The sequence below is a fragment of the Pseudomonas brassicacearum subsp. neoaurantiaca genome, from assembly GCF_013608025.1.
Taxonomy (GTDB): domain Bacteria; phylum Pseudomonadota; class Gammaproteobacteria; order Pseudomonadales; family Pseudomonadaceae; genus Aquipseudomonas.
Genome location: NZ_VDLV01000019.1, coordinates 1 through 12,325 on the forward strand (window position 1 = coordinate 1; position 12,325 = coordinate 12,325).

The window sequence follows — 12,325 nt, forward strand, 5'->3', positions numbered from 1 at the left end:
CGCCGGGAAATGGCAGGGCGGTTTGGGGTCAGTGCCGATATCGACGTTAAACCCAGTGGCGCCATCGCGAGCGAGCTCGCTCCCACAATGGATTTGCGCTGAACACAAAACTGATAAACGCCAAAAGGCCCCTGTGGGAGCGAGCTTGCTCGCGATGGCGATTCCAGCACCGCCACATCATCCAACCAAATGCCTGCGCCGATATTCATCCGGCGTGGTCCCCATCATCTTGCGAAACATGCTGATGAACGCCGAGGCGCTGCTGTAGCCCAGGTCCAGACCGATGGTTTCCACACTCTGGCCACGTTCGAGCAAGGCCAGTGCCTCGATGACTTTCAGACGCTGGCGCCATTCCACCAATGACATGCCCAGGTCCCGCTGGGCCCGGCGCATCAGCGTGCGCTCGGTGGTGTTGGCGGCGCGGGCCAGTTGCGGCAAGGAGCGCGGGTCGCTGGGGTTTGCCTCCAGAGCGCGCAACACAGGGCCCAGCAGCGGATCATCCGAGGAGGGCAGGTAGCTGCCGACGTGGGGCGCCTGCGTCAGCTTGTCCACCAGCACTTGCAACAAGCGCTGCTGTTCGGGCGTCTGGGGTTGGCTCGGCGGGTCGTTGCGCAGTTCTTCCAGCAACGCGCGGATCAGCGGGCTCAAGGTCAGCGCACAAGGTACGGCCGGCAACGCGCCGCACAGTTCGGCCGCCAGGTACAACGAACAATGACAGGCCTCGTGCCGATTGAAGCCAACATGTTCCATGTCCGGCGGCAGCCAGATGCCGTACTGCGGTGGCGCCAGGTAATGATGCTGGGCAATCTCGATTTCCATCACGCCGCTGTAGGAGTAGACGAACTCTCCCCAGGCATGCCGGTGCCGCGGGTAAGTGGCGTGGGCCGGCATGCAGGCGCTGCGGAAGAAAATCGGCGAAGGCAGGGCCGCATCGAACGGAGGAATCTTCAGGTGTTGGGCTGGAGGCTGCATATCGACCGCAATGGCGGATTACCGGGATGGCTTGTCGGGTAATCACTATATCCAGCAAAGGTGTCAGGCAGGCAATCCGTTCATCTTATTATTTCTGCCCAAAGGACCTTTGCCATGACCACCCGCCGCGCCCTGGATGGCCAGGTCAGTGCCCTGATGACTGGCCTCTGTGCCATCTGGGGTTTCCAGCAAGTCGCGATCAAGGCCGGCGCCGCCGACATGGCGCCAATGCTGCAACTGGGCGTGCGCTCGGCCATCGCCGCGGTACTGGTCTGGCTGTTGGTGCTGGCGCGCGGTGAACGCCTGTCCCTGGCCGACGGCAGTTGGCGCCCCGGCCTGTTGGTGGGGTTGTTGTTTGCCTTGGAGTTCGTGATGGTGGGTGAAGGCCTGCGCCATACGACGGCTTCGCACATGGTGATTTTCCTCTACACCGCACCGATGTTCGCCGCTCTCGGCCTGCACTGGAAACTGCCGAGTGAGCGTCTCAAGCCGGCGCAATGGCTGGGCATTGCCGTCGCATTCAGCGGGATCGTGGTGGCCTTCAGTGGCGGTTCGGGTGCGGCGAACGGCAGCTCGTTGCTCGGCGATGGCATGGGTTTGCTGGCCGGCGCGCTGTGGGGTGCAACCACGGTGACGGTACGCTGTTCACGGCTGACGGACTTGCCGGCCAGCCAGACGCTGCTCTATCAATTGGTGGGCGCCGGGGTACTGCTGATCGGCATGTCGGCAGCGCTGGGACAACTGACGATCAACCCCACGCCATCCCTGATTGCGAGTATGGCGTTCCAGGTGCTGCTGGTGTCTTTCGCCAGCTTCCTGATCTGGTTCTCCCTGTTGCGCCGGTACCTGGCTTCGCAACTGGGGGTGCTGTCGTTCATGACGCCACTGTTCGGCATCGGCTTTGGTGTCTGGTTGCTGGATGAACCGCTGGAGCCGAACTTTATCGTTGGCGCGGTGCTGGTGCTGGGCGGGATCTTGCTGGTCAGCGGCTACGGATGGTTTCGCCAGCGCTGGGGACGATGGCCGGTTTTGCGGCGGGAGTAACTGAACGAAGCGTAAAAAAGCCCACCCCTGTAAGCGCAGGGGTGGGCTTTTTGACTGAACTGTCTCGCCACTCAGTCAGATGCGGCTACTGTGGCGAGGGAGCTTGCTCCCGCTCGGTTGCGCAGCGACCGCAAGATCTTGGGTCTGCTGCGCAGTCCAGCGGGAGCAAGCTCCCTCGCCACAAAAGCTTTCCGCGCTGGAAGCTTGGATCAAACCTTGACGATCCAACCCGCTGGCGCTTCCACGTCGCCGGTCTGCACGCCCGTCAGCTCTTTGTAGAGCTTTTGGGTGATCGGGCCAACTTCGGTTTCGCTGTGGAAGACGTGCAGCTTGTCCTTGTAGCTGATGCCGCCAATCGGCGTGATCACCGCAGCGGTACCGCAGGCGCCGGCTTCCTTGAAATCCGACAGCTTGTCGATGTACACGTCGCCTTCGATCACTTCCAGGCCCAGGCGTGATTTCGCCAGTTCGATCAGCGACAGGCGGGTGATGCCTGGCAGGACCGACGGGGAGTTGGGGGTGATGAATTTGTCGTCGTGGGTGATGCCGAAGAAGTTGGCCGAGCCGACTTCTTCGATTTTCGAATGGGTCAGCGGGTCCAGGTAGATGCAGTCGGCGAAGCTGGCCTTCTTGGCCTGGGAACCGGGCATCAGGCTGGCGGCATAGTTGCCACCGACCTTGGCCGCGCCGGTGCCTTGTGGGGCCGCGCGGTCGAAGCTGGAGATCAGGAAATTGTGCGGGGTCAGGCCGCCCTTGAAGTAGGCACCGACCGGAATGCAGAAGATCGAGAAGATGAACTCGGGTGCGGTGCGCACGCCGATGTTGTCACCCACGCCGATCACGAACGGGCGCAGGTACAGCGCGCCGCCGGTGCCATAAGGCGGGATGAAGCGCTCGTTGGCGCGGACCACTTGTTTGCAGGCTTCGATGAACTGCTCGGTGTCGACGTGCGGCATCAGCAGGCGGGCGCAGCTACGCTGCATGCGGGCGGCGTTCTGGTCCGGGCGGAACAGGTTGATCGAACCGTCCTTGCAGCGATAGGCCTTCAGGCCTTCGAAGCACTGCTGACCGTAGTGCAGGGCAGTAGAGCCCTCGCTGATGTGCAGCACGTTGTCGTCGGTCAGGGTGCCCGTGTCCCAGGCGCCATCGCGCCAGTGCGACAGGTAGCGCTTGTCGGTCTTGATGTAGTCAAAGCCCAGTTTGTCCCAATTGATGCTCTCGTTACCCATGACACCCTCTATTTCCTGACAACCGTCGAAACGGTTCAAGGCTTCTGACGTTTTTGAATGGGAACAACAATACTTCATTCCGGGGGTGTTTCGCAGCTTGCTCGATAAGGAGCAGGAGATATTTCCTGCCGACTTCCCGTGGCGAGGGAGCTTGCTCCCGCTCGGCTGCGAAGCAGTCGTAACCCGTTAGACGCGGTGTGACTGAATAAACCCGTCGCCAGATTCAGGGCCGCTTCGCGGCCCAGCGGGAGCAAGCTCCCTCGCCACGGGGGTAGCACAAGCCTACAGATGCAACGCATGCCCCAACGCCCGCAACGCCGCTTCCTGCACGGCCTCGCCCAGCGTCGGGTGGGCGTGGATGGTGCCGGCGATGTCTTCCAGGCGCGCGCCCATTTCCAAGGATTGGCCGAACGCGGTGGACAGCTCCGACACCCCCACGCCAACGGCCTGCCAACCGATGATCAGGTGATTGTCCCGGCGCGCCACGACGCGGACGAAACCGCTTTTCGATTCCAGCGTCATCGCCCGGCCATTGGCGGCGAACGGGAAGCTTGAAACGATGCAGTCCAGGCCGGCAGCCTTGGCCTCGTCCGGCGTCTTGCCGACCACCACCAGTTCCGGATCGGTGAAGCACACCGCCGCGATGGCGGTCGGGTTGAACTCCCGGTGCTCGCCGGCGATCAGCTCGGCGACCATTTCGCCCTGGGCCATGGCCCGGTGGGCGAGCATCGGTTCGCCGCTCAGGTCGCCGATGGCCCAGACATTGCGCATGCTGGTCTGGCAACGGTTGTCGATTTTCACCGCCGAACCGTTCATCTCCAAGCCCAGCGCCTCCAGGTTCCACCCTTGGGTGTTGGGTTTGCGCCCAACCGCCACCAGCACTCGGTCGGTGTCGAGGTTCAACGTGTCGCCATTGGGATCACGGACTTGCAAGGTGCTGGCCTGGGCATCGAAACCCTCGACGCTGTGCTTGAGGTACAGCTTCACCCCCAATTGCTTGAGCGCTTCATGCACCGGTTGGGTCAGCTCGCCGTCGTAGGCCGGCAGGATCCGTTCCTGGGCCTCGACCACGCTGACCTCGGCGCCGAGCTTGCGATAGGCAATGCCCAGCTCCAGGCCGATATAGCCGCCGCCGACTACCACCAGATGCTTGGGCACCGAGGTAGGCGCTAGGGCTTCGGTGGATGAGATAATCGGTCCACCTATCGGTAGCATCGGCAGGTTGACGCTTTTCGAGCCGGTGGCCAGCAGCAGGTGTTCGCACTGGATGCGCGTGTCGCCGACCTCGACGGTCTTGCCATCAATGACCTTGGCCCAGCCGTGAATGACCTGGACCTTGTGCTTCTTCAGCAACGCGGCGACGCCGGTGGTCAGGCGATCGACGATGCCGTCCTTCCACTCCACGCTCTTGCCGATGTCCAGGGTTGGCGCCGACACGTTGATACCCAAGGCCGAGCCTTGGCTGTGGTGACGCGTCTGGTGGAACTGCTCGGCGACGTGAATCAACGCCTTGGACGGGATGCAGCCGATGTTCAGGCAAGTACCGCCCAGCGCCTGGCCTTCCACCAGGATCGTCTCGATGCCCAGTTGGCCGGCGCGAATCGCCGCTACGTAACCGCCAGGGCCGCCGCCGATGATCAGTAGTTTGGTATTCAGAATCTGCATCGCCTACTCCACAAACAAAGTGGCAGGTTGTTCGAGCAAGCCACGCAGGGCCTGGATGAATTGCGCCGCGTCCATACCATCGACCACCCGATGATCGAAGGAACTGGAGAGGTTCATCATCTTGCGGATCACGATCTGGCCCTTGATCACCATAGGCCGCTCGACGATCTTGTTCACGCCGACGATCGCCACTTCCGGAAGGTTCAGCACCGGTGTGCTGACGATCCCGCCCAGCGCACCGAGGCTGGTCAGGGTGATGGTCGAGCCGGACAGCTCATCACGACTGGCCTTGCCATTGCGCGCCGCTGTGGCCAGGCGCGAGATTTCCGCCGCGCTGTCCCACAGGCTGCGAGCCTCAGCGTGACGCACCACCGGCACCATCAAGCCGACATCGCTCTGGGTCGCGACGCCGACATGCACCGCGCCGGAGCGATGGATGACCTGGGCTTCGTCGTCGTAGCGGGCATTCATCTGCGGGAAGTCGCGCAAGGCCACGACCAGCGCCCGGACCAGAAACGGCAGCAGGGTCAATTTGCCGCGACTGGCGCCGTGTTTTTCATTCAAGTGAACCCGCAATTCTTCCAGGGCCGTGACGTCGATTTCCTCGACGTAGCTGAAATGGGCGGCGCGCTGGGTAGCCTCCTGCATGCGCTGGGCGATCTTGCGGCGCATGCCGATTACCGGGATCTGCTGCTCGTCGTGGCGTTCGGCATAGCCCGAACCACCCTTGGCTTGTGCCAACGAACCCTGAGCGAGATAGGCTTCGAGGTCTTCATGCAGAATCCGCCCGGCGGGGCCGCTGCCCTGGACCAGGCGCAGTTGGATGCCGAGATCGAGCGCATGCTTGCGCACGGCCGGCGAGGCCAATGGGCGCTCGTCTGGATCCCGGGCCACGGGAGCCTGCGGGGCGCAGCGTGGTGCGGCGGTTTGTTCCACCACGGGTTCAGGCGTTGCCACTGGCGCTGGCTTTGGCAATTGCACCGCCGCAGTTGGAGCCGGTTGCGCCGACTCCTTCAAGTTGCCCGCGCCTTCCACTTCAATGCGGATCAGCTCGCTGCCCACCGCCATGACTTCACCGGGCTCGCCACCCAGGGCGATGACCCGGCCATGCACCGGCGAGGGGATGTCTACCATCGCCTTGTCTGTCATGACGTCGGCCAACACCTGGTCCTCGACCACCATGTCGCCAACCTTGACGTGCCACACCGACAGTTCAACTTCCGCGATGCCTTCGCCGATGTCCGGCATCTTGATAACGTGCGTGCCCATTCAGACCTCCATGACCCGTTTCAACGCCGCGCCCACACGGGACGGCCCTGGGAAATACGCCCACTCCTGCGCGTGCGGGTAGGGGGTGTCCCAACCGGTGACACGCTCGATGGGCGCTTCCAGGTGGTGGAAGCAATGTTCTTGCACCAGCGACACCAGCTCGGCACCAAAACCGCAGGTGCGGGTGGCTTCGTGGACGACCACGCAACGACCGGTTTTCTTCACCGATTTGACGATGGTCTCAAGGTCCAGCGGCCAGAGGCTGCGCAGGTCGATGACTTCGGCGTCGATGCCGGTTTCTTCGGCGGCGACTTGGGAGACGTAGACCGTGGTGCCGTAGGTGAGGATGGTCACGTCCTTGCCCGGACGGGTGATGGCGGCGACGTCCAGCGGCACGGTGTAGTAACCGTCCGGCACTTGCGCCTGCGGATGCTTGGACCACGGTGTTACAGGGCGGTCGTGGTGGCCATCGAACGGGCCGTTATACAGGCGCTTGGGTTCGAGGAAGATCACCGGGTCATCGTTTTCGATGGAGGCGATCAACAGGCCCTTGGCGTCGTAGGGGTTGGACGGCATGACGGTGCGCAGGCCGCAGACCTGGGTGAACATCGCCTCGATACTCTGGCTGTGGGTCTGGCCGCCATAGATGCCGCCGCCGCAGGGCATGCGCAAGGTCATCGGTGCGGTGAATTCGCCGGCCGAGCGATAACGCAGGCGCGCCGCTTCGGAAATGATCTGGTCCGACGCCGGGTAGACGTAGTCGGCGAACTGGATCTCGGCCACCGGCCGCAGCCCATAGGCGCCCATGCCCACCGCCACGCCGACGATGCCGCTTTCGGAAATCGGCGCGTCGAACACCCGCGAGGTGCCGTACTTGTTCTGCAGGCCTTCGGTGCAGCGGAACACGCCGCCGAAGTAACCGACGTCCTGGCCGAACACCACGACGTTATCGTCGCGCTCGAGCATCACGTCCATGGCCGAGCGCAGGGCCTGGATCATGGTCATGGTGGTAGTGGTCATGGCGGTGTCCAACGCAATATTGTTGTTGTGATCGTTCATGTCAGATCCCCAACTGCTGACGCTGGCGCTTCAAGTGCTCCGGCATCTCTTTGTAGACGTCTTCGAACATGGTCGCGGCGCTTGGAATCTGTCCGCCGGCGAGGGTGCCGTACTGCTCGGCTTCCTTCTGCGCGGCGATTACCTCGGCTTCGAGTTCGGCGGTGACTGCCGCATGTTCCTCTTCGGACCACTGGCCGATCTTCACCATGTGCTGTTTGAGGCGGGCAATCGGATCGCCCAGGGGGAAGTGGCTCCAGTCGTCGGCGGGGCGATATTTCGACGGATCGTCCGAGGTGGAGTGCGGGCCGGCGCGGTAGGTGACCCATTCGATCAGTGCCGGGCCGAGGTTGCGACGGGCACGTTCGGCGGCCCAGCGCGAGGCGGCGTAGACCGCCATGAAGTCGTTGCCATCCACGCGCAGCGAAGCGATGCCGCAGCCGACGCCACGTCCGGCGAAGGTCGTGGCTTCACCGCCGGCAATGGCCTGGAAGGTGGAAATCGCCCATTGGTTGTTGACCACGTTGAGGATCACCGGCGCCCGGTAGACGTGGGCGAAAGTAAGGGCGGTGTGGAAGTCCGATTCGGCGGTGGCGCCGTCACCGATCCAGGCCGAGGCGATCTTGGTGTCGCCCTTGATCGCGGAGGCCATGCCCCAGCCCACGCCTTGGATGAATTGCGTGGCGAGGTTGCCGGAAATGGTGAAGAAACCGGCGTCCTTGACCGAATACATGATTGGCAACTGCCGGCCCTTGAGCGGATCGCGCTCGTTGGACAGCAGTTGGCAGATCAGGTCCACCAGCGGCACCTCGCGGGCCATCAGGATGCTTTGCTGGCGGTAGGTGGGGAAGCACATGTCGTCGATGTTCAACGCCAGGGCCTGGGCACTGCCGATGGCTTCTTCGCCAAGGCTTTGCATGTAGAACGACATCTTTTTCTGACGCTGGGCGACCACCATGCGGTTGTCGTAGATGCGCGTCTTGAGCATGGCACGCATGCCTTTGCGCAGAATCTCGACAGGGATGTCCGCGGCCCAGTCGCCCAGGGCGTTGCCCTGGTCGTCGAGTACGCGGATCAGGCTACGGGCCAGGTCGGCGGTGTCGGCGGGTTCGACGTCGATGGGAGGTTTGCGCACCGTGCCGGCATCGGACAGATGCAGGTAGGAAAAGTCGGTCTTGCAGCCGGGACGGCCCGAGGGTTCGGGAACGTGCAGGCGTAGCGGTTCGTACGCTGGGTTCATGGCTTTCTACGCTCGATCTTGTGAATTTCTTGTAGTGGGCGCGCTAGCTGACGAATTTCCCTGGGTAGGTGGGAAATTGTCCTACAACAATCATAGGCTCGACGAAGAAGAATATTTTTCTCTCTTAACTTGCTGTTCGAATCATTTGCAGATAAAAAATCTGCACAACGATAAAAAACAGGGTTATTTGTCTCATGCGCAAATTGGATCGCACCGACATCGGCATTCTCAACAGCCTTCAGGAGAACGCCCGCATTACCAACGCCGATCTGGCGCGTTCGGTGAATCTGTCACCGACGCCGTGCTTCAACCGCGTCCGGGCGATGGAGGAATTGGGAGTGATCCGCGAGCAGGTCACGCTGCTGGATGCCGACTTGCTGGGGTTGCACGTCAACGTGTTTATCCATGTCAGCCTGGAGAAGCAGGTGGAGGAGGCGCTGCAACACTTCGAGGAGGCGATTTCCGACCGGCCGGAGGTGATGGAGTGCTATTTGATGGCCGGCGATCCGGATTATTTGATTCGCGTGCTGGTGCCGACGATCCAGTCGCTGGAGCGGTTCATGATGGATTTTTTGACCAAGGTCCCGGGCGTGGCGAACATCCGTTCCAGCTTTGCGCTCAAGCAGGTGCGCTACAAGACTGCGCTGCCGTTGCCGGCCAATGGGTTGACCTTGGGAACCTGAAAGTCAAAGGATCGCAGCCTTCGGCAGCTCCAGGGGATGGGTGGGTTCCTGATGGTGCATTGCCGCCTGACCTACCGATTTCGCGAGCAGGCTCGCTCCCACATGGGATTGTGCTTTGGTCGAGTTCTGCGATCACCGCCGAACCCTGTGGGAGCGAGCTTGCTCGCGAAGAGGCCATCAAATCCAACATCACTGCAAGCAGACCCACCTCTGTGGCGAGGGAGCTTGCTCCCGCTGGCTGCGCAGCAGCCCCAAGCTTCTAGAGCTGGTTGATCGGAATCTTCAAATAGGTCACGCCATTACCCTCGGCCGGCGGCAGATGTCCCGCCCGCACATTCACCTGAATCGCCGGCAATAGTAGCGTCGGCATGCCAAGCGTCTTGTCGCGCTGGGTCCGCATGGCCACGAACGCGGCTTCGTCGATGCCATCGTGAATGTGGATATTGCGCTGGCGCTGCTCTCCCACGGTGCTCATGCATTGGGGCTCGCGTACCTCCGGCGGATAGTCGTGGCAAACGTAGAGCCGCACGCCGGCAGGGAACGCCAGCAACTTGCGGATCGAGGCGTAGAGCTGGCGGGCATTGCCGCCAGGGAAGTCGCAGCGGGCGGTGCCCACGTCGGGCATGAACAGCGTGTCGCCCACCAGGATCACGTCGCCGTCGATCAGGTAGGCCATGTCCGCCGGGGTGTGTCCGGGCACGTGCAGAGCGGTGGCTTTCAGATTGCCGATCAGGAAGGACTCGTCGGCGGCGAACAGGTGGTCGAATTGCGAACCGTCCACGGCGAACTGCGGCTCCAGGTTGAACAGTGTCTTGAACACGTTCTGCACTTGGCCGATGGATTCGCCGATGGCGATCTTGCCGCCCAGTTCCCGACGCAAGTAAGGCGCGGCGGACAGGTGGTCGGCATGGGCATGGGTTTCCAGCAGCCATTGCACCGTAAGTTGATGTTCGCGCACAAAAGCGATCACCCGATCTGCCTGCGCGGTACCGCTGCGGCCCGAGGCCGGGTCGTAGTCGAGCACCGGATCGACCACCGCGCATTGCCCGCCATCGTGCTCGTAAACCACGTAGGTGTAAGTCTTTGAAGCGGGATCGAGAAAGCTTTGAATCTGCGCGGGCATGACAGCGGACCTGTGCGGGAAGAAGCGGTTGCTACGCTTGGGGTTTACAACATATGGTCCGCAGCTTAGTGAGGGCCAAGGCGTCCTGCAAATGCGATCGCACCTGCCAACAGGTGTGCGCGGCTTGAGAGAACCTGAATGTTACTGGCAAGTGTTTTTGGTGTGGTCATGGGCCTGGTCCTTGGCTTGACGGGGGCGGGCGGCGGGATTCTGGCCGTTCCGGCGTTGGTGTTGGGCCTGGGTTGGAGCATGACCCATGCTGCACCGGTGGCGTTGTTCGCCGTGGGCAGCGCGGCGGCGGTGGGCGCCATCGATGGGCTGCGCCATGGCCTGGTGCGTTACCGCGCGGCGTTATTGATTGCGCTGCTGGGCGCTGTGTTCTCGCCGGTGGGCATCTATTTCGCCCACCAGCTTCCGGAAAAAATCCTGATGATTCTGTTCAGCCTGCTGATGGTACTGGTGGCGGCGCGCATGCTGCGTCGTGAAACCGCGCAACCCGGCCCGAGCGATCATGGCGCGGCGAGTTGGGGCCAAAAGAACTGCATGCTCGATCGCCAGACCGGCCGCCTGGCCTGGACCGCACGCTGCACCGCCACGCTGTCGGCATTGGGCGCGGTGACGGGCATGGTCTCGGGGTTGCTGGGCGTGGGTGGCGGCTTCCTGATCGTACCGGCGTTCAAGCAACTCACTGACGTGCAGATGCGCGGGATTGTCGCCACCTCCTTGATGGTCATCAGCCTGATTTCGTTGATCGGCGTGGTCGGTGCGTTTCATGCCGGGGTGAGCATCGACCGGGTTGGGGCGGTGTTCATTGCGGCGAGCGTCGTCGGGATGTTCCTGGGGCGACGGTTCTCCGCGAAGGTACCGGCGCGGGCGTTGCAGGTTGGGTTTGCCGGGGTGTGCCTGGCGGTGGCGGTGTTTATGCTGGTGCGGGCGTAGCGATCTGGGCAGGGGGGCTTTTGTGGCGAGGGAGCTTGCTCCCGCTGGCCTGCGCAGCAGGCCCATACGGTCTTGAGCCAGGGCGTCTGCTTCGCAGCCGAGCGGGAGCAAGCTCCCTCGCCACGGGGATCGGCGCGCTTTACAACTCTCGGCACTGCATCGAAAACCCCAACGCAACCGATTGCCCTTGTTCCAGCAAACGCAACCCCGGCCGTCCTGGCAGGTGATGGGCATTGACCGGATGGCTCACCGGTTCGATGCAGAAGAAATCCAACCCCACGGGGCAGTACAACAGAAAATAATCGCTGCCGCTGGCGCGGCATTCCAATTCATAACCCAGGTCTGGTTGTTGGATCAGGCACCGTCCGTCCCAGCCGCCGAAGCCGTTGTCGACGAGGGTGTCCGGCAGTAGCTGCGCATGCTGGAAATCCCACTCCGAGGGAACGCCCCTCAGTTCGGTTGGCAGTTTTGAGGCGTCGCACATCCACACTTCGCTGGCGCAGGTTTGCAGGCGGGTACCGGCTGTGCGTGGGAAGTAGGGATGCAAACCCAACCCGTGCCAGGCAGCCTGTTCGGCCATATGCGTGACGTGCAGCGCCATCTGCAATTGGCCGCCACTCAAGCGGATCCGCAGGCTTGCGCAATAGGCGAAAGGGGTTTGGCTGTCGAGTTGCAGCAAGACTTCCTGGGCACTCTGCTCTGTCACTTGCCACGGTTGCTGCCAGGCGCTGCCATGGATCGGAAATGGATCGTTGGGGCTGTTGGCGTCCAGGGCGAGCCAGCCGCTTGGGCAATCGAAACCACCCTGGGCGATGCGGTTCGACCAGGGGATCAACGGGAAGCAGCCGAGTTTGCCCGGCAGGCCGTTCTCCACCGCTTGCGGCGCGGGCGGGCGTAGCAGGGGGGCACCGGTGCTGCGCAAGGTCCATTCAACGAGGCTGGCGCCCAGGTGTGGGGCCAGGGTGAGGCGGGTGAGTTCGTCTTCGAGATGGAGAAGAGGTGGTGTCATGGCGGTGTCTTTTTTGTAAGGGCTGAAAGCTTTTGTGGCGAGGGAGCTTGCTCCCGCTCGGCTGCACTGTAGGAGCTGCCGAGCGAAGCGAGGCTG

The 12,325-nt window shown here is 62.6% G+C and carries 11 protein-coding genes; 3 read left to right on the forward strand and 8 right to left on the reverse strand.

The window, feature by feature from the left end; translation table 11 throughout:
• Positions 1–177 precede the first annotated feature (177 nt).
• Entirely contained in the window at positions 178–972 is a 795-nt protein-coding gene (locus FHK92_RS13450; RefSeq protein WP_181288471.1) for an AraC family transcriptional regulator, read from the reverse strand.
• 114 nt (positions 973–1,086) lie between these two features.
• Between FHK92_RS13450 and FHK92_RS13455 the strand changes: the two genes are divergently transcribed.
• A complete protein-coding gene (locus FHK92_RS13455) occupies positions 1,087–2,016 on the forward strand; it encodes a DMT family transporter (protein ID WP_181288472.1) in 930 nt (309 codons plus the stop codon).
• A 209-nt stretch (positions 2,017–2,225) separates the two neighbouring features.
• On the opposite strand, the gene FHK92_RS13460 is transcribed toward FHK92_RS13455, so the two are convergent.
• From FHK92_RS13460 to FHK92_RS13480, 5 genes are all read right to left on the reverse strand, one after another.
• Complete coding sequence (locus FHK92_RS13460) at positions 2,226–3,245, reverse strand: branched-chain amino acid aminotransferase (RefSeq protein ID WP_181288473.1); 1,020 nt, start codon at positions 3,243–3,245, stop codon at positions 2,226–2,228.
• A 282-nt stretch (positions 3,246–3,527) separates the two neighbouring features.
• Positions 3,528–4,910 (reverse strand): dihydrolipoyl dehydrogenase, encoded by a 1,383-nt coding sequence (gene lpdA / locus FHK92_RS13465; protein WP_181288474.1) that lies wholly within the window; start codon positions 4,908–4,910, stop codon positions 3,528–3,530.
• A 3-nt stretch (positions 4,911–4,913) separates the two neighbouring features.
• On the reverse strand, positions 4,914–6,179 hold the full coding sequence (locus FHK92_RS13470) for a dihydrolipoamide acetyltransferase family protein (protein WP_181288475.1): 1,266 nt from the start codon (positions 6,177–6,179) through the stop codon (positions 4,914–4,916).
• Positions 6,180–7,238 (reverse strand): alpha-ketoacid dehydrogenase subunit beta, encoded by a 1,059-nt coding sequence (locus FHK92_RS13475; protein WP_030141237.1) that lies wholly within the window; start codon positions 7,236–7,238, stop codon positions 6,180–6,182. It lies immediately after the preceding gene.
• A gap of 1 nt (position 7,239) precedes the next feature.
• Complete coding sequence (locus FHK92_RS13480) at positions 7,240–8,475, reverse strand: 3-methyl-2-oxobutanoate dehydrogenase (2-methylpropanoyl-transferring) subunit alpha (protein WP_030141238.1); 1,236 nt, start codon at positions 8,473–8,475, stop codon at positions 7,240–7,242.
• 194 nt (positions 8,476–8,669) lie between these two features.
• On the opposite strand from FHK92_RS13480, the gene bkdR reads away from it, so the two are divergent.
• Positions 8,670–9,158, forward strand: a complete 489-nt coding sequence (gene bkdR / locus FHK92_RS13485; protein ID WP_003202929.1) for a Bkd operon transcriptional regulator BkdR — start codon at positions 8,670–8,672, stop codon at positions 9,156–9,158.
• 259 nt (positions 9,159–9,417) lie between these two features.
• Here bkdR and FHK92_RS13490 read toward each other — a convergent pair whose 3' ends face one another.
• Positions 9,418–10,281, reverse strand: coding sequence for an MBL fold metallo-hydrolase (locus FHK92_RS13490; protein WP_181288476.1), 864 nt, complete (start codon positions 10,279–10,281; stop codon positions 9,418–9,420).
• A gap of 138 nt (positions 10,282–10,419) precedes the next feature.
• Between FHK92_RS13490 and FHK92_RS13495 the strand changes: the two genes are divergently transcribed.
• Complete coding sequence (locus FHK92_RS13495; RefSeq protein ID WP_181288477.1) at positions 10,420–11,220, forward strand: sulfite exporter TauE/SafE family protein; 801 nt, start codon at positions 10,420–10,422, stop codon at positions 11,218–11,220.
• Between the two features lie 139 nt (positions 11,221–11,359).
• Here the strand turns inward: FHK92_RS13495 and FHK92_RS13500 are convergent, their stop codons facing one another.
• Positions 11,360–12,229: an aldose 1-epimerase gene (locus FHK92_RS13500; protein WP_181288478.1), complete on the reverse strand. Its 870-nt coding sequence runs from the start codon at positions 12,227–12,229 to the stop codon at positions 11,360–11,362.
• Positions 12,230–12,325 lie beyond the last annotated feature (96 nt).